This window comes from Aliiroseovarius sp. ABM4_368, assembly GCF_056161205.1.
Genome location: NZ_JBSWYR010000002.1, coordinates 217,094 through 234,192, shown reverse-complemented (window position 1 = coordinate 234,192; position 17,099 = coordinate 217,094). Strand labels below are relative to the sequence as shown.

The following is a 17,099-nucleotide window of genomic DNA, read 5'->3' as shown; positions in this document are numbered from 1 at the left end:
CGCCGGGGTGAGCGTCTGGCCCGGCGGTCCAAAGACCTTCCCGTGCCAATACCCCGTTGTTCATTCCTGATTGCAGGTCATTTGCCTGCGACGTCGAATGAGGACGACATGAAAAAGAAACTTCTGGCCGCAACTCTGGCCGCTTTTGTACCCGTTGCCGCACAGGCGCATTTCCTTTTGCAACACACCGATGAGGTGCTGATCGAGAAGCCCGGCGATGTGCCGATGGGCCTGATTTTCTGGCACCCGATGGAGAACGGGCACGCTATGGATATGGACGCTCCACAAGAGTTCTTCATGATCCACAATGGCGAAAGGACCGACCTGATGGATCGCGTGGCCCCGGCCACTTTCAAGGGTGCACATAACGAAGCCGCTGCTTTTACAGCTTCCGTGCCGGTCAAACGCTCGGGCGACTATGTGGTCGTGACCGTGCCTGCGCCGTACTATGAAGAAAGCGAAGACATCTATATTCAGCAGATCACAAAGTCGTTTCTAAACCGCAACGGTTTGCCCACTGATTGGGATCAGCCTGCCGGTTTGTCGACCGAGATCATGCCGCTGAACAAGCCCTATAACGTTGTCGTTGGCTCGACCTTCTCGGGTGTGGTTCTGTCGGACGGAAAACCTGTTTCCGGTGCCGAGATCGAGATCGAATACATGGCTGCCGAGCCGGATCTGGCCGCGTTCTCGACAACCGACAGCAGCGTAGGCGCGATGCCCGGCGGCACCATCGTGGCCCTGACTGATGCAAACGGCGTCTTCACTTTCGGCATTCCGAAAGCGGGCAACTGGGGCTTTGCTGCCTTGGGGTCCGGGCCGGCGACCGAGCATGAAGGCAAAGAGCTGAGCCAAGACGCAGTTCTGTGGATCAAAGCCACCGAGCTGAAGTAAGGACCGCGCGATGCACATTGTAGATGGAGCCTTGTCAAATCCCGTGCTGATCGGCGGCGCGGCTTTGGCTGTGGGCGGTATCGCGATGGGCTTGAAACATCTGCCGCTCGAGCGAATTCCGGCGGCAGGTGTTTTGTCGGCCAGCTTTTTCGTAGCCTCTTTGATCCACGTGCCGATCGGGCCCAGCTCGGTCCATCTGATCCTGAACGGGTTGGCGGGGCTGGTTCTGGGCTGGGCTGCGTTTCCGGCACTGTTTGTCGGGCTTTTGCTACAGGCTGTGTTCTTCGGCTTTGGTGGTTTGACCGTGCTGGGCGTGAACGCGGTGAACATTGCGCTGCCTGCGGTTTTGGCAGGCTTGATCTTTGGAAGACTGATTGCCCGAGGCAGCCCGGTGCAGGGCGCGATCTGGGGTGGGATCGGTGGCGGGTTTGCCATCGCCGCTACCACGGTGGCCGTCGCTCTTTCGCTTGCCCTTTCGGGCGAAGAGTTCATCCCCGCTGCCAAGCTGGTCTTTGTGGCGCATATTCCTGTTATCATCATCGAAGCACTTTTGTCTGGCGCAGCCATTTTCCTGGCCCGCCGCGTAAAGCCCGAGCTGTTTATCCGCTCGAAAGGAGGGTTGGCATGATCCGTTCCCTAGTTCTGATCCTTGCATTGGCAGCGCCTTTGCCCGCGTTGTCCCACAACGTTATCGCATCTGTCTTCCCTTCTGGGTCCGATATCGAGGGCGAGATCGGCTTTTCCAGCGGCGACATGGCCCCCGATCTGAAGATCGAAGTCTTCGACGAGGCGGGCAATAAACTGGGCGAGACAATCACTGATGCAGACGGGTTCTTCATCTATACGCCTAACCAGCCCGTGACCCATATATTCCGGGGCGATCTGGGTGCAGGTCATGTGGCCGAGGTGATCATGCCAGCAGCCGAAGTCGCTCAATTGATGGGGCAAGAGGCTGCTGACGCAAGCGCTGGCGCTTCGGTCCTGAACGGTGCCCCGGCCTCTAGCATGGCACCCGCCGGTCTGTCCGATCAAACCCGCGCCGAGCTTGCCACCATGATCCGCACAGAACTGCGCCCGATCCGGCAAGAGCTGACTGCGTTGAAAACCGAAACAAACTTCCAATCGGTGCTTGGTGGGATTGGCTATATCGTTGGGCTCTTTGGTCTGGGCTTCTATATCGCGGCCCGCCGCAAGATGGAGGGCAAGGCGTGACCTATGTCCTGACCGGAGAAAACAAGCCGCTGACCGGCTTTGGCGCATTGCGCTCTGCCGTGTCTTCGCTTGATCCCCGGATGCGGATTGTCATGACCGTGATTTATGCGATCACCGTAGTTGCACTGGATGACCTGCGGGTTCTGTCGGGTGCGCTGATCCTGTCGATGTGGCTTCTGGCGATCTCGGGTCTGCCGTTTCATAAGACTTTTAAGCGCATGGCGATGATGGACGGCTTCATTATTTTCACCTTGATCCTGCTTCCCTTCACCATGCCCGGCACGCCGATGTTTTCGGTGTTCGGATTTGACGCCACATGGGAAGGCCTGTGGCGCGCGACCGAGATCGCGCTGACCGCCAATGCGGTCATTCTGGCCGTCATGACGCTGGTCGGCTCGATGGAGCCTGTCACTATGGGCCACGCCCTGTTCGCGCTGAAAACGCCCGAACGGTTGGTACATCTGATGATGTTCACCATCCGCTATATCGACGTGCTGCGCGAAGAATACATGCGTCTGCGCACCTCTATGAAGCTGCGTGGTTTTCGCCCCGGCACCAACTGGCACACCTATCGCAGCTATGGCTATCTGGTCGGCATGATGCTGGTGCGTGCGATTGAACGCTCGGAACGTATTCTGGCGGCGATGAAATGTCGGGGCTTTTCGGGGCGCATTATACTGCTGGAAGAGTTCCGCCTGACACGTACAGATGTCATGTTTGCAGGCGCAATGCTGCTGGCACTAGCGGCCCTGATCTGGGCCGAGGTCACCTATGCCATTGCTTGAGCTCACGGATATTCACTTCGCCTATCCGGGGCTTGAGCCCGTGCTAGAAGGCGCATCAATGCGGATGGACCCGGGCGAGCGTTTGTCGATTGTCGGGCCGAACGGCGCGGGTAAGTCGACGCTTTTGAAGCTGATTATGGGCCTATTGCGGCCGGATGCGGGCACCATCACCGCGTTTAACAAACCGCGCGCCGAAGACGCTGATTTCCACGAGGTCCGCCGCCGTATCGGTTTTGTCTTTCAGGACGCCGATGACCAGCTGTTCTGTCCCACTGTTGCTGAGGACGTGGCGTTTGGCCCTCTGAATCTAGGTAAGTCCAAGGACGAGGCGCTGGCGATTGTCGATCAGGTTCTCACCCGGCTTAGTCTGATGCATCTGCGCGACCGGATCACGCATAAGCTGTCCGGTGGAGAGAAACGCCTGGTGACGCTGGCAACCGTGCTGGCGATGGAGCCCGAGATGCTGATCTTGGACGAGCCCACCAACGCGCTGGACCCGGACAACTACGCCCGCTTGACCGAAATCCTGAAAGGGCTGGATCAGGCGATCCTGTTGGTCAGTCATGCCCCCGAGTTCCGGACCGAGATCGCACCCGATGGCTATCGGCTGGAACACCGGAAGCTGGTGCGGATCTAACCGAGCCTCACCAACTGCCCCCCCGCTGCATCCGCGTCTTCTTGATCATGGGTGACCATCAGAACGGGCAAAGCACGGGCGCGGGCGTGTTCAAACACCAGCGCGCGCACCTGTTCTCTCAGCGCGGCATCGAGGCCCGAAAATGGCTCGTCTAGCAACAGTGCCTTCGGCTCAGATAGCAGCATTCGCATCAAAGCCACCCGCGCGCGTTGGCCTCCCGACAGGGTTTCGGGGTCGCGATCGGCGAAACCTTCCAGCCCCACCTCGACCAGTGCCGCCTCGATCTGTGCCCGGCGTTCCGCGCGCGTACCGCCTTGGGTCAGCCCGAAAGCCAAATTGGCCCCGACGCTGAGATGTGGGAACAGAAGTGCGTCTTGGAACAGGATGCCGACGCAGCGATCCTCGGAAGGCAAAGGCAGCAGGTCGCGGCCCTCAAGTCGGACATGGCCGTGCAGTGTGAATGCCGGGGGCAGGGTGCCGATGATCGCGGACAGAAGCGTGGACTTGCCAACACCGCTTGGCCCCATGATGGTCAGCACCGATCCGAGCGCGACATGGGTGTCGATCTCGATTAGTTCTACGCCGTCTTTCAGGATGCGGACCTGATCCAGATGCAATCCATTATCCATTCAAAAGCCCCTTTCGGTTGCGCCATACTAAAGCTGGCAGTGCCAAGGCCAGCGCGAAGGGCAGCATCGCGGCGGCGGTTTGCATCAGGCCGAAAACTCCAATTGCGCGGCGATCTCCGCCCGAAGCCAGCGCGACAGCCTCGGTTGTCAGCGTTTCGACCCGGCCTCCACCCGCCAGCAGCGTGGGCAGATATTGCCCGACGGATACGGCGACACCGACGGCGGTTGCAGTCAACAGCGGGGCCAGCAGCATAGGCAGACGCACGCGCCACAGGATTTGGTTTGGCGTGGCTCCCAATGCCTTGGCAATGGTGGCTTGGCGGCTATCCCATGCGCTCCACGGTCCTTCCAGAGACAGGCGCAGATAAGGCAGGACAAAGACCAGATGCGCCACAATGACGGGCAGTCGGCCCATACCCAACCCGAAGTTTAACAGAAGCGTTTGCAGCCCCGGCAGGAATGCGGTTTGCGGTAGGATCAGCGGCAGATAGATCAGCCACATCCCGCGCTGGGTTATGCGCAGGCCATATCGTTCCTCGGTCTCTAAACAGCCGACGGTCAGGATCATCCCGATGGTGACCGACACGCCAGCAATCAATGCAGTCTCTCCCAAGGCATCCAGACTGCCTGCGCGGTGGCGCATCCAGCTGCGCAAGGTGAACTGGTCGGGCAGCAGGTCAGGGAAGCTCCAGAAACCGGCGAAGGACCAAGTGACCAAGCCGAAGAAGCCCAGAAGCAGGGACAGAGAGACAATGGCGCCAAGGGCGAAGCCGGTGACGCGCAAAGTTGCGTCGCTGCGCCCGCGCCGTCCAGACTGGATGTGGCGACAGGCAAGCCGGGCAATCAGCGCTTCGCCCAGAAACCACAGGCCGACGCCTGCGATGACCAGCAGCAACTGCCACAGCGCTGCGGCGGCGGCGAGCAGGCGGAAGCCGATATCCGGGTCGGACATCCAGCGCACAATCTGCACGGACAGGGTGGGCGGGGTGGACGGGCCAAGGATCACCGCAACATCCACCACCGACATGGCCCATGTCAGGACCACAAGGACGGGAAGACGGATGCGGGCGTAAAGCGCGGGGAAGATGGCGATCATCCACGCTTTGATGCGGCCGTATCCCATGCTCTGGCTCAGCGCCATGCGGCGGCGGCCATCGATCTGGCCAAGTGCGGCGATGGACATGAGCAAGAGGAACGGAACCTCTTTCACCACCATCCCGGCGATCAGCGACAGGCCCCACGGATCGTTCAGGATCAAAAGGTCTGGTGGGCGCTCCCACCCCGTCAGCCAAGGAGAAAACAGGCGCGTGATCCAGCCTGAGGGGGCGATCAGAAAGGCCAGTCCGAAGGCGGCGGCAGCATGCGGGACCGAGAGGAAGGGCGAGAGCAAACGTTCCAGCAGGCGAAAGCCGCGTGTGCCGGTCCAGCCCGCAAGGATCAACGCGGTGATGGCGAGCGACAGCACTGCCGAGACTGCACCAGTGACCAGCGACAAACGGGAGGCATCAGCCAGTCCGGGCCAATCCAACAACGCACGAAAGGGTTCCATCGACGGCCCGTGTTGCCCGCCTGCCGGAAAGTGCCCAAAGGCAGGCAGAAGCGTTCCCCACAACCCCGCCACCAGCGGTCCCAGCAGAAACAGGACCGTCAGCAGTGGAAACAGAGGAAGGCGGGGAAGGCGGAACATGGTCGGATACTGCCCCGCGTGCAGGACGCGGGGCAATCAGATGTTTTACTGAACGCCGTAGCGCGTCTGCCAGTCTTCCGCGATGCGGGTCATCCAGCTGGGGTGTGGTTCGTCCTGCACGCGGCCAAGCTGGGCGGGTGTCAGGGTCGCAATGCCCAGATCCAGCGCGTCAAAGCGTGCGCGGTCTTCGTCCGACAAGGCGGCCATATTCAGAACGGTGCCATAGCCCAGCACGTTCGGGTCTTGCGCGTGGGCTTGCGCTTCGGGCGACATCAGGAAGTCGGCCAAGACCATCGCGCCTGCTTTCGACCCCGAGTTATAGGGGATCGCCACGAAGGACGCGTTGCCGATTGTGCCCTTGTCCAGAACAAAGGTGCGCACGGTGTCGGGCAGCTCGTAATTCGCAATCGCGGTCGAGGCTTCCGAGGGTGAGAAGCTGATCGCCAGATCAACCTCGCCATCATTCATCAGCTGAATTTGACGCGGACCATTGGCGGGATAGGCCCGACCCTCGCGCCAGAGGTTGGGGGTCAGTTCCTCAAGGAAAGACCAAAGCGGGTCCGTGGCCGCGTCATAGCTCTCATCCGAGACCGGCTGGGCAAGTGCTGTCGCGTCGGGCGTAAGCTCGACCAGCATTTGCTTCAGGAACGTCGTGCCCAAAAAGTCAGGCGGCTGTGGATAAGTGAAGCGGCCGGGATGGGCTTTGGCCCATTCAAGGATCGCGGCGGCTGACGGCAGCGGCTCGGCAATATCCGCCGTGTCATACATGAACACAACTTGGGCCATCGCCCACGGGGCCTCGTACCCTTCGACTGGAACTGTGAAGTCCGTGCGGACTGTCTTGCCCTCGGCATCCACAAACTGCCAGTTCGGCAGATCTTCGGCAAACGGGCCAAACAGCAGGCCGTTCTCCTTCATCGAGGCAAAATTGGCCCCGTTAATCCAGATCATGTCGATGGCGCCGTCATCATCCTGGCCGGCCTGCTTTTCTGACAACACGCGAGTTACGGCATCGGCGGTGTCGGTCAGTTTCACATGCTCCAGCATCACGCCATAGCGTGCCTCGATCTGATTACCGACCCATTCGATGAACGCGTTCGTCGTGGGCGAGCCGCCCCATGCGTTCCAGTAAACTGTCTGGCCTTTCGCCTCGTCCAGCACAGCGTCCCAGTTTGCGGGGTCAGGATCGGCAAAGCTAGCCATGGGCAGAAGGGTCGACGCCAGAAGGCTGGCGGCAAGAGCAAGATGTTTCATTTGGACTCCGGTTGATCGATAATTGTGGGGCCAAAGGCCTGATACGCACCCCAGACACGCAGAATGGCGGTGGCGAAGCAGGCGATGGCAAACAGCCATGCCAAGGGCATGAAAAAACGGGGCGCAAGGCAGAGAAGTACAAAGAACAGGATGGTTTCCGTACCCTCAAGGATGCCGTTGGAATAATAGAGCGACTTGAGACCTTGCACGCGGCTTTCGATCCCTTTCTTCTCGGCAAGGATCGCATAGCCAAGGAAGCTTGCGCCGTTCACATAAAAGCTTAGCAGAAGGAACGCACCGGCAATTCCGTTGGTAGCGGGGTCGTACAGAATGAATGCCATGGGGATCGCGCCGTAGAATGCGAAATCCGCGGTGATATCCAGATAACCGCCGAAATCGGTACGTGTGCTGGCGCGGGCAACGGCCCCGTCCAGCCCATCAGCCAAGCGCGAGGCAAGGATCAGCCCCAGTGCAAGAGTGAACTGCCCAGACACGACGCTGATTGCAGCCAAAAGCCCAAGGCCAAGCCCAGCCAATGTCACAGCATTGGCCGAGACACCAACCCGCGCCAGCAAGCCACCGATCCGGTCCAGCGGCGGATCAATCAGTTTACGTGCATAAGCGTCCAGCATGACGCGCCCTTTCCCATCGCCGATCTATCGCGGCGTTCGATGAATATCTGGACCAAATCGCCCCTCGCCGTCCATGCGACATACGAAAACGTGAGCAATCGTCATAGGTTCCGCGTTAAAAGCCTTGGCCGGTCTGCCGTCTTGCGATTGAATAGGGCGTCAATCGGAGGCCCTGATGAAGAAACCGACCTATTACACGCCGAAGGGTGGCTTGCCGCCGCAAACCCAGCTTTTGACGGATCGCGCAGTGTTTACGGATGCCTATGCTGTGATTCCAAAGGGGACGTTTTCGGACATCACGACCTCGGCGCTGCCGCATTGGAAAGACGCGCGGTTCTGGGTCTTGGCGCGACCGCTGTCGGGCTTTGCTGAAACATTCTCGCACTATATCGCCGAAGTCGCACCGGGGGGCGGCAGTGAACGACCGGAAGACAACCCCGAAGCTGAGGCCGTGTTGTTCATTGTCGATGGCGAGATGACCATCACTATTGACGGGACAGCACATGACATGCAGACGGGGGGCTATGCTTTTCTTCCGGCGGGGTGTGCGTGGACGCTGGCAAACCGATCAGATGCATCCGTCAGCTTCCACTGGATTCGCAAACAGTATCAACAGGTCGAAGGGATCGACGCCCCGACACCTTTCGTCACGAACGAAGCTGATCACGATCCGATACCGATGCCGGATACTGATAATGCGTGGGCAACGACGCGGTTTGTTGACCCTTCGGATCTGCGTCACGACATGCATGTAAACATAGTCACCTTCCAGCCGGGCGGCGTCATTCCATTCGCCGAAACCCATGTGATGGAACACGGGCTGTACGTTTTGGAAGGCAAGGCCGTCTATCGCCTGAACCAAGATTGGGTCGAGGTTGAGGCCGGCGACTACATGTGGTTGCGCGCCTTCTGTCCGCAGGCGTGCTATGCGGGCGGGCCGGGGCCGTTTCGCTATTTGCTTTATAAAGACGTGAATCGCCACATGCCCCTGACCGGGTTTTGATCATAAGGCTTGAACCTTCCGCGCATTTCCCCTTCTGTGGCACGGAAACACGCGCGAGGGATAGATGATGTCACAGAAGATTCGCATCGGATTGAACGGATTCGGCCGCATTGGCCGATCCATTCTGCGTATCTTGGCGCAAGACGCTGGTCCGTTCGAGGTGGCGTTTATCAACGACATCGAAAGCTTGGATACCTGCGCCTATTTGTTCAAATATGACAGCGTGTTCGGCCCATTCCCGGGCGAAGTCTCGGCTGGGGATCAAGCGCTTGTTATCAATGGGCAGAGCATCCCTTTCTATGCAAAACCCGACATCAGTACGATGAATCTGTCCGATGTGGATGTGGTGCTGGAATGTACCGGCATGGCGGGCAAACGAGCAGTGGCCGAGCGGGGTCTGGCCGCAGGTGCGCGCAATGTCCTGATTTCCGGCCCGTCCTCCGAGGCAGACGTGACTGTGGTTTTGGGCGCGAATGAGGATCAGTTGGCGGGGAATCGGATCGTGTCCAATGCTTCCTGCACCACCAACGCGCTGGCGCCGCTTTTGAAGCTGCTCGACGATCAGCTGGGCGTGATTGGTGGCCATATGACCACTGTGCATTGTTACACCGGCAGTCAGCCGACCGTGGATAAACCCCGTGCCAATGCGGCCCGGTCGCGGGCGGCGGCGCTGTCGATGGTGCCGACCACCACTAGCGCACACAAGCTGGTGGGTGACGTGCTGCCGCAGCTGGCTGGAAAGGTCGAAGCCCGCGCGATCCGCGTTCCCACCGCTTCCGTGTCCTGCATCGACTTGAGCGTGCGTTTGCGCAACGAGGTAGACGAGGCCCAAGCCCGCGCGATCCTGCAAGAGGGCGCGACCGGTAAGATACTGGGCTGGACGGAAGAGCCCTTGGTCTCGTCCGACCTGCGGATGCGACCGGAAAGCCTTGTGATTTCTGGCCCTGAAACCTCGGTGTCTGAAGGCGGGCTGCTGCGCGTCTTTGGTTGGTATGACAACGAATGGGGCTTCTCGCACCGGATGCTGGATGTGGCCCGTTTGATGGCCCAAAGCTAGGTTTTTCCAAAAGCCGTTCTGGGCGCGAACTGCGCAACACATATGTGAAAAGTGCCACGTCAAGGGGGGATTCCTACGGGTTTCCCGTAAGCTTACACCCCTTGGCGGGTCACGGGCTGATTGCTAGACTTAACCTATGCGAACCCTGCGCCCATTGGCGCTCTGACACCCGAATGGACATGACTGAACCTGCACATCCGATGTCAGCCCAGGAAGATGGCCTGACCGGCAAAACCCGTGATGAAGCAATCGAACGCCTGTATGATGTGGCGCTTGACCCAACACGTTACGAGACGCTTCTGGATCTTTGGGAAACCGCCTTGAAGCCGATGCGCGATGGGGTAGATCTGTCCGCGCCACGCCTTCTGGACGACCAAGCGATTTCCAGCCATTTCGAGCGCGCGGGCGCGTTTCTGGATCGGTTGGACCAGTCCAGCACGCAGGATCAGTTGAATGCAGCCATTGCGCCATTCGACAAGGTCGCCGCCTTCCTTCTGGATCAGCAGATCAAGGTCGCCGCCGTAAACTCGGCGGCCACACAGGTTTTGGGTCTGTCGCTTGGCGATGACATTGCTGCGATGCGGGTGAATCCGGAAGATGTCGAAAGCATCCGTGTCGCCGCCCGCTCGTTGATCTCGGATGCGGGGGAAAACACCGCCGTCCTGCGCCTTCGCTCGCGTGAGAAGGGGCATTTCGTGGTAGTGCGCCTGCAAGAGGTACAGGTTGGCGATCGTGGCGGCTTCGTCCTTGCCGCCTCGTCTGAAGTCAGCTGTCCAGACGGGTTCGAAGACATCCTGAAGCGTGCATTTGATTTGACCGGGGCTGAGGCCAAAGTGGTGCAGAGCCTTGTCGAATGCTGTTCAGTCAAAGAGATTGCCGAGCAACGGGGCCGCTCGATCGATACAGTGCGCGCGCAAATCAAATCGATCCTGTCCAAAACCGAAACCAAAAGCCAGATCGAGCTGGTACGCCTTGCGCTGTCGGTCATGGACATGTCGAACCTGACCATGAACGCCGATCCCGGCCCGCGCATTGTCAGCCGAGGCTATGCCACACTGGAAGAACGCCCCTTCCAGACGCTGATCACGCCCGATGGGCGGCGGCTGGATTATTTGGTGCTGGGCGATACCGCCGGAAAGCCCGTGCTGTTCCTGCCATTGGACTATGGCTTGGTCCGTTGGCCCGCCAGCGCCGAGGCCGCGGCAAAGGCTCGTGGATTACGGATCATCGTGCCCGTCCGCGCGGGTTACGGTCAATCTGACATGGTGCCGAAATCAGCCGATTACGACGTTTGCGCCACGCGTGACACCATACAGATCATGAAAGCTGAAGGGGTGGACCGTTGCCCGGTAATTTCCCTAGGCTCTGACAGCTACTATGCCTTTGCGCTGGCCGCAGAAGCGGATATCGATTTGACCGCCATCATCGCCTGTGCCGGGACGCTTCCCATGACCAAAAAGGTGCAGTACGAGCGGATGGAGAAGTGGCACCGCTTCATTCTGGCAGGTGCCCGATATACGCCGCATCTTCTGCCCTTTATGGTCAAAGCCGGGTTCTATCTTGCGCGAAAAATCGGCAAGCGTGGCTTTGTCCACGCGGTCTATGGCAATAACCCCGCAGACATCGAAACCTTTGAAAATCCAGAAGTTTTCGAGGCAATGGTCACCGGATCAGAAACCGCCTTGACCGACACCCATTCTGCACACGAAGCGTTCTCGCGGATGGTGATGGGCGAACAGCAGGGCGATTGGTCCGATATGGCCAATTCGCAGAAAGGGCGCATGCCCGTAATCTATATGAACGGCGCGCAGGATCCTCAGGTCCCGCTGGACACCTTGGAGGAGTTCCGGGTCGATTTCGACTGGATCGACTATCGCCTTTATGACGACGGCGGGCAGCTTGTGTTCTTCCGCCACTGGCGCGATGTGCTGGACGAGGTCGAAAAACATCTGGTCTAGGACCATTTTACCCCAACTTGGGTATGACCGACGAAAGCGAACCTTTTAGCTTCAACTGTATTGGAGCGAAGAGGTTTTTAAATTGTCATATGTTCTCGAAATTTTAGCGGGATACCCATTACTCCTCCAGGCTGGGGGCGTAATCGGATCAGCCATCTATGTAGGTGGGTTCGCAATGGTTCAATGTGGGTACACATGTGGCAATGGCGCTTTGTACTCGCTGTCCAAAATCGTGGCAGCGGTGCTTGTGCTGGCCAGTCTGATCGATGCTTTCAACCTGGGCGCCTTCCTGATCCAGGTCGGTTTCATCTTCTTCGGATTGGTAGGGATGTTTCGTCGCGGAGAGACACCACGTTCCACAGTGTCAGACCGTCGGGAATTAGACCGGGGACTGACACGTTTCCCCGCGACGGAAGCCTCCTAAGCGATATGTGAATTTGGTTTGTGCTTTGCGACGATCCGGCCGGGGGTGGGTCGGGAAATGGCAAAGTACACTTCGTGGGCGTAGAGAGTGGCGCGTCCATGTGAAATCTCGGGATCGTCAAAACCCCACGACGATCCCGAGACATTCACGAAGTCCTGCTTTCCGCAGATCCTAGGTTCCGCAATAGGTCGTATAAGGCCCAAACCCATCTGGGGTAGGCAGGGCGTAAGCGTCTGCTTCCGGCTGTTCTTGATAAGGGTTGCTTAGGATCTTTAGCAGCCGATCAAACGGGGCCATGTCGCCGTCGGATGCAGCGGTCAGAGCTTCCTCGACCTTGTGATTGCGCGGGATATAAACCGGGTTCATGGCGTCCATTGTCTCGGCTCGAGAGGTGCTTTCGGCGTCATGCCCTAGCCTATGTTGATAGCGGGCAACCCAGTCGGCCCGACCCTCGGAAGGCACCAGGCTGTCCAAAGCAGATGCATCCCCATCCGCCACGCGCGACAACGCGCGGAAGGTGCGCGTATAGTCGCTGCCCGCGTCTTGCATCAGGCTGTGCAGGTCGTTCGCTAGATCCAGATCCTCGTCCCGCTTGGAGTTCAACCCCAGCTTCTTGCGCATGCCTTCCAGCCAATGCTGCTGGTACAGTGCGGGGAACTCTTCAAGCACCTCCATCAGCTGTGCGATGGCCGCGTCTTGGTCATCTGGATTGATCTGCAAGACCAGCGTTTCCGCGAACCGTGCAAGGTTCCACTGCGCCAGATTAGGCTGGTTTCCAAACGCATAGCGCCCCTGCCGGTCGATGGACGAGAACACCGCGTCCGGGCTGTAGGCGTCGATGAAAGCGCAGGGGCCATAGTCGATGGTCTCGCCCGAGATGGTCATGTTGTCAGTGTTCATCACCCCATGGACAAACCCCACTTGGACCCACTGCGCAACCAGCGCGGCTTGGCGGGCTTGCACCTGCCGGAACAGTTCCAGATAGCGGTTCTCAGCGCCTTCAACTTCAGGATAGTGCCGTGCGATGGCATAGTCGGCCAATTGCTTGACCCGTGCGTGATCACCCCGTGCGGCAAAGAACTGGAACGTCCCAACCCGCAGATGCGATGCCGCGACCCGCGCAAGTACTGCGCCCTGTTCAGGTCCACTATTGCGCAACACCGTTTCCCCGGTGGTCGAGGCCGCAAGCGCGCGGGTGGTGGGGATGCCAAGGGCGTGCATCGCCTCGCCCATCAGGTATTCGCGCAGAACCGGACCAAGCACAGCCTTGCCGTCGCCGCCGCGCGAAAACGGCGTTTTTCCGGATCCTTTCAGATGCAGGTCACGGCGGTTGCCAGCCGTGTCGATCAACTCGCCAATCAGCAACGCGCGGCCATCGCCCAACTGCGGCGAGAAACCCCCGAACTGGTGCCCGGCATAGGCCATCGCGACCGAGCTGCCGCCGTCGGGAATGCGCATGCCCACCAGTTCCTCGGCCCCTTCGCGGGTTTCAAGGTGATCGGCGTCCAGCCCAAGCTGTTTCGCCAAGGGGCGGTTCAGGCGCAGCACTTTTGGATCGGGGACTTGCGCCCCCTTCCAGTCGACGTAAAAGCCTTGAAGTTCGCGGACGAAGCTGTTGTCGAAATCCGGGTGGGTCATACGCTTATTCTGCGGCCCGCTTGGGCAGAACCCAATCAGGGCGGGCAAAATGGCAGGTGTATCCGTTGGGCAAGCGCTCCAGATAATCCTGATGTTCAGGCTCGGCTTCCCAGAAATCGCCTGCGGCTTTCACTTCGGTCACGACTTTGCCGGGCCACAGCCCACTGGCATCCACATCTGCGATGGTGTCCAACGCGGTCGCCTTTTGCTCATCCGACAGATAGTAAATGCCCGAGCGATAGCTGGCGCCAAGGTCATTGCCCTGACGGTCTACCGTGGTTGGATCATGGATCTGGAAGAAGAACTCCAAAAGCGTGCGATAGCTGGTCTTGGCTGGGTCAAACCAGATCTCGATACCTTCGGCATGGGTGCCGTGATTGCGATAGGTGGCGTTGGGAACGTCCCCGCCTGTGTACCCCACGCGGGTCTTTGTCACGCCGGGCATCTTGCGGATCAGGTCTTGCATGCCCCAGAAGCAGCCGCCGGCCAGAATTGCGCGTTCAGTCATTGGTTTCCCTCCACAAGGTCAAGATAATCGCCATAGCCTTCAGCCTCCATCTGGTCTTTTGGTACAAATCGCAGCGAGGCCGAATTGATGCAATAGCGTAGCCCGCCGGTTTCGCGCGGGCCGTCGGGGAAGACGTGCCCCAGATGGCTGTCGCCGTGCTTGGATCTAACTTCGACCCGTTCCATTCCGAACGTGCTGTCGCGGTGTTCGGTCACGTGCGCCGTTTCGATGGGGGTCGAGAAGGCGGGCCAGCCACAGCCCGAATTGAACTTGGACGAGGACGAGAACAGCGGCTCGCCGGACACGATATCCACGTAAATCCCCGGTTCATAGTGCTTGTCATACTTACCCGTGAACGCCCGCTCTGTCCCGTTCTCTTGGGTCACCCGGTATTCTTCCAGAGTCAGGCGTTCAATGGCGTCTTGGGTTTTTTGATAGCGCATGCGGTCCTCCTTAAGGGTAAGGGAAGAATATGGGGTGTCGGGCGCAAAAGGGAAGCGCTGGTTATTGCACGTTGACGTGAGCGGCTGCCTAGAACCGGGTGGGTGCAAAGGGAGCAAGCGACAGAGCGGGCGAAGTGCCAAGGGCCAGATCGGCGATCAACTCGGCCGTGCCTGCCGATTGGGTCAGGCCCAGATGACCGTGGCCAAACGCATAAAGCACCCGTGAATCCTTGCTCGAAGCGCCGATCACCGGCAGTGTGTCGGGCAGGGACGGGCGGTATCCCATCCATTGCGTGCCGCCGTCCGTATTCAGGCCCGGCATAAACGCTTTCGCTTTCTTCAGCAGGACATCCGCACGTTTGAAATTCGGAGGAAGCTTCAACCCGCCCAGCTCAACTGCGCCACCAATCCGCACACCGCCATTGATACCCGAGGCGACAAAGCCATGTTGGCTGAAGGTCAGGTGGGTACGCAAATCGAAGGCTCCGGGGGGCAGGGTGGTGTTATATCCTCGCTCGGTTTCCAGCGGAATCTTGTCGCCCAGAAGACGCGCCAGATGGTGTGACCACGCGCCTGCTGCGACGATTAGTTTCTGGGTTTCGATCGGCCCGTCATCCGTGTCGATCCGCACCCCCGTTTCTGCGGGCAGGATGTTCTGGACGGATGTGATCTGGATTTTGCCGCCCGCGTCGCGCAGTGCCTGCGCCACGGTTTCGGTCCACAACTTCGGGTCCACGGTGTTGAACCAGTTGGGAGTGAAGGCTGCGTGGGTAAAACGCGGATGCAAACCCGGCTGGTATTCTGCGATTGCCACGGGGCTGGTCAGGTGGACGGCATCAAAGCCGTGTTCTTTCTTCAAATCCCAAGCGGGCAGGGTGCTTTGGTAAGCTTTCTCGCCCTCATAAAGCGCCATCTGCCCTTTACGCTGGATCAGATCTTCGCGATTGATATGCGCCACCTGTCGTTCGAAGGCGGCCTTCGCAACATGCATCAGCTCGGCCTGCGCCTTCATCGAACCTTCATAGCGATCGCGCCAACTGGCCCGCCATAACCGCAACATCCACGGTGCGATCTGCATCGCATAGGCTGGCGGAACGGATAATGGCCCCAGCGGGTCCAGTAACCATTTGGGGGCTTGCTTCATAATGCCGGGTTTGGCCAGCGGCTCGATTTCCTGGAAGGCAAACGCGCCTGCGTTCCCCGCCGAGGTCTCGCCCGCGACGCCTTTGCGATCTAGAATGCGGACCTTCTGGCCACGGCGGGCCAGCTCCAGCCCGATGCTGACGCCGATGATACCGGCACCGATGATTGTGATGTCGTCAGCCATGTCGAACCTTTGGGACTGGGTGGATCAGGTGCGGATACCATTCCTGAAAGGATCGGCGGCGTCAAAGATCAATCGCCCCTCGGACATGACAAATGCTTGGCCAGTGATCGAGGGGATCACACCCCCATTGGGGCCCGGTGTGCAGGACAGGCGATAAGGGCTGCCGATGACGCTTTCCTGCGTGATCTCCTCCCCGAATTGAAGCCGTCCATCGGCGATCAAACAGGCCAACCGGGCCGAGCTGCCCGTTCCGCAGGGCGACCGGTCATAGGCATCATCCGGGCAGAGCACGAAGTTCCGGCTTTGCATATCAGGGTTGGGCGAAGTGTCTTGGAAAATCACGTGGTCAATCGGCTGGCCTTCTTCGCCGCCGATGCCTTGGGCGTTGGCGATGTCTCGGATGGCGATGGCCGCATCGGTCAGGGCGCGGATGTTGCTGGTCGCGACGGGCAGCGGAGAGGGGGCGAGGATGAAGAACCAGTTACCACCATAGGCGACGTCCCCGGTCACTTTCCCAAGCTCCGGCACATCCAAAGTGACACCCGCCTGAACACGGCGGCTTTCGATATTGGTGACGGTGACGGTGTTTGGGTCGGACAGCAGAACCTCGACCACGCCAACAGGGGTTTCGATCCGGTGGGTGCCCAGCCCGATCCGCCCAAGGTGATACAGCGTCACGGCCAACCCAATTGTGCCGTGCCCGCACATCCCGATCACTGCACCAGTGTCGAAATAGATCACGCCAGTGGCGCAGCTCGGGTCTGTGGGTTCGACCAGCAGCGCGCCGACCATCGCAGGCTGGCCGCGTGGTTCCAGCATCACGGAGAGATAGAAGTCTTTGTGCTTATCCTCGAGCAACCGGGCGCGTTGGGCCAAGGGGCCGGTGCCCAGATCAGGGCCTCCGTTCAGGATAACACGTGTGGGTTCACCGCCGGTGTGGCTGTCAACAATATCCATGAGCGTTTATTCCGTGTTCTCAGAAAACATACGCTGACGTAGGGCCGTCTTGTT

General features: G+C 59.5%; 18 protein-coding genes. 9 read left to right on the top strand and 9 right to left on the bottom strand.

What is annotated here, in order from left to right; translation table 11 throughout:
- Positions 1 to 108: 108 nt before the first annotated feature.
- Genes ACXAH3_RS07080 through ACXAH3_RS07060 form a run of 5 tightly spaced genes read left to right on the top strand, consistent with a single transcriptional unit; the run spans position 109 to position 3,528 of the window.
- Positions 109 to 894 carry a DUF4198 domain-containing protein gene (locus ACXAH3_RS07080; RefSeq protein WP_474861377.1) on the top strand — a complete coding sequence of 262 codons (786 nt, stop codon included), beginning with the start codon at positions 109 to 111 and terminating at the stop codon, positions 892 to 894.
- A 10-nt stretch (positions 895 to 904) separates the two neighbouring features.
- Positions 905 to 1,522, top strand: a complete 618-nt coding sequence (gene cbiM / locus ACXAH3_RS07075) for a cobalt transporter CbiM (RefSeq protein WP_474861376.1) — start codon at positions 905 to 907, stop codon at positions 1,520 to 1,522.
- Positions 1,519 to 2,106, top strand: a complete 588-nt coding sequence (locus ACXAH3_RS07070) for a cobalt ABC transporter permease (RefSeq protein ID WP_474861375.1) — start codon at positions 1,519 to 1,521, stop codon at positions 2,104 to 2,106. The genes cbiM and ACXAH3_RS07070 overlap by 4 nt, the downstream gene beginning before the upstream one ends.
- Entirely contained in the window at positions 2,103 to 2,891 is a 789-nt protein-coding gene (cbiQ, locus tag ACXAH3_RS07065) for a cobalt ECF transporter T component CbiQ (protein ID WP_474861374.1), read from the top strand. The genes ACXAH3_RS07070 and cbiQ overlap by 4 nt, the downstream gene beginning before the upstream one ends.
- Positions 2,878 to 3,528 carry an energy-coupling factor ABC transporter ATP-binding protein gene (locus ACXAH3_RS07060; protein WP_474861373.1) on the top strand — a complete coding sequence of 217 codons (651 nt, stop codon included), beginning with the start codon at positions 2,878 to 2,880 and terminating at the stop codon, positions 3,526 to 3,528. The genes cbiQ and ACXAH3_RS07060 overlap by 14 nt, the downstream gene beginning before the upstream one ends.
- On the opposite strand, the gene ACXAH3_RS07055 is transcribed toward ACXAH3_RS07060, so the two are convergent.
- The 4 genes from ACXAH3_RS07055 to ACXAH3_RS07040 are packed head-to-tail and all read right to left on the bottom strand — an operon-like array spanning position 3,525 to position 7,730.
- Positions 3,525 to 4,157 carry an ATP-binding cassette domain-containing protein gene (locus ACXAH3_RS07055; protein WP_474861372.1) on the bottom strand — a complete coding sequence of 211 codons (633 nt, stop codon included), beginning with the start codon at positions 4,155 to 4,157 and terminating at the stop codon, positions 3,525 to 3,527. The genes ACXAH3_RS07060 and ACXAH3_RS07055 overlap by 4 nt on opposite strands.
- Positions 4,150 to 5,844, bottom strand: coding sequence for an ABC transporter permease (locus tag ACXAH3_RS07050; protein WP_474861371.1), 1,695 nt, complete (start codon positions 5,842 to 5,844; stop codon positions 4,150 to 4,152). The genes ACXAH3_RS07055 and ACXAH3_RS07050 overlap by 8 nt, the downstream gene beginning before the upstream one ends.
- 45 nt (positions 5,845 to 5,889) lie before the next feature.
- Positions 5,890 to 7,098, bottom strand: coding sequence for an ABC transporter substrate-binding protein (locus tag ACXAH3_RS07045; protein WP_474861370.1), 1,209 nt, complete (start codon positions 7,096 to 7,098; stop codon positions 5,890 to 5,892).
- Positions 7,095 to 7,730, bottom strand: a complete 636-nt coding sequence (locus ACXAH3_RS07040) for a CDP-alcohol phosphatidyltransferase family protein (protein WP_474861369.1) — start codon at positions 7,728 to 7,730, stop codon at positions 7,095 to 7,097. The genes ACXAH3_RS07045 and ACXAH3_RS07040 overlap by 4 nt, the downstream gene beginning before the upstream one ends.
- A 175-nt stretch (positions 7,731 to 7,905) precedes the next feature.
- Between ACXAH3_RS07040 and ACXAH3_RS07035 the strand changes: the two genes are divergently transcribed.
- The 4 genes from ACXAH3_RS07035 to ACXAH3_RS07020 all read left to right on the top strand — a co-directional run bounded on the left by ACXAH3_RS07035 (position 7,906) and on the right by ACXAH3_RS07020 (position 12,172).
- A complete protein-coding gene (locus tag ACXAH3_RS07035; RefSeq protein WP_474861368.1) occupies positions 7,906 to 8,733 on the top strand; it encodes a bifunctional allantoicase/(S)-ureidoglycine aminohydrolase in 828 nt (275 codons plus the stop codon).
- A 64-nt stretch (positions 8,734 to 8,797) separates the two neighbouring features.
- The gene (locus tag ACXAH3_RS07030; protein ID WP_474861367.1) at positions 8,798 to 9,790 is read left to right on the top strand and encodes a type I glyceraldehyde-3-phosphate dehydrogenase; all 993 of its coding nucleotides are present in this window, start codon (positions 8,798 to 8,800) and stop codon (positions 9,788 to 9,790) included.
- A gap of 179 nt (positions 9,791 to 9,969) precedes the next feature.
- Positions 9,970 to 11,748, top strand: coding sequence for a bifunctional helix-turn-helix transcriptional regulator/alpha/beta hydrolase (locus ACXAH3_RS07025; RefSeq protein WP_474861366.1), 1,779 nt, complete (start codon positions 9,970 to 9,972; stop codon positions 11,746 to 11,748).
- 82 nt (positions 11,749 to 11,830) lie between these two features.
- Positions 11,831 to 12,172 carry a CBU_0592 family membrane protein gene (locus ACXAH3_RS07020; RefSeq protein ID WP_474861365.1) on the top strand — a complete coding sequence of 114 codons (342 nt, stop codon included), beginning with the start codon at positions 11,831 to 11,833 and terminating at the stop codon, positions 12,170 to 12,172.
- Positions 12,173 to 12,343: 171 nt separating this feature from the next.
- On the opposite strand, the gene ACXAH3_RS07015 is transcribed toward ACXAH3_RS07020, so the two are convergent.
- The 5 genes from ACXAH3_RS07015 to ACXAH3_RS06995 form a co-directional block, all read right to left on the bottom strand.
- Positions 12,344 to 13,810 carry a protein adenylyltransferase SelO gene (locus ACXAH3_RS07015; RefSeq protein ID WP_474861364.1) on the bottom strand — a complete coding sequence of 489 codons (1,467 nt, stop codon included), beginning with the start codon at positions 13,808 to 13,810 and terminating at the stop codon, positions 12,344 to 12,346.
- Positions 13,811 to 13,814: 4 nt separating this feature from the next.
- A complete protein-coding gene (gene msrA, locus ACXAH3_RS07010; protein WP_474861363.1) occupies positions 13,815 to 14,318 on the bottom strand; it encodes a peptide-methionine (S)-S-oxide reductase MsrA in 504 nt (167 codons plus the stop codon).
- The gene (msrB, locus tag ACXAH3_RS07005; protein WP_474861362.1) at positions 14,315 to 14,761 is read right to left on the bottom strand and encodes a peptide-methionine (R)-S-oxide reductase MsrB; all 447 of its coding nucleotides are present in this window, start codon (positions 14,759 to 14,761) and stop codon (positions 14,315 to 14,317) included. Before msrB ends, msrA begins: the two co-directional genes overlap by 4 nt.
- An 88-nt stretch (positions 14,762 to 14,849) precedes the next feature.
- A complete protein-coding gene (locus ACXAH3_RS07000; protein ID WP_474861361.1) occupies positions 14,850 to 16,088 on the bottom strand; it encodes an NAD(P)/FAD-dependent oxidoreductase in 1,239 nt (412 codons plus the stop codon).
- Between the two features lie 24 nt (positions 16,089 to 16,112).
- Positions 16,113 to 17,045 carry a 4-hydroxyproline epimerase gene (locus ACXAH3_RS06995; RefSeq protein WP_474861360.1) on the bottom strand — a complete coding sequence of 311 codons (933 nt, stop codon included), beginning with the start codon at positions 17,043 to 17,045 and terminating at the stop codon, positions 16,113 to 16,115.
- Between the last annotated feature and the right edge of the window lie 54 nt (positions 17,046 to 17,099).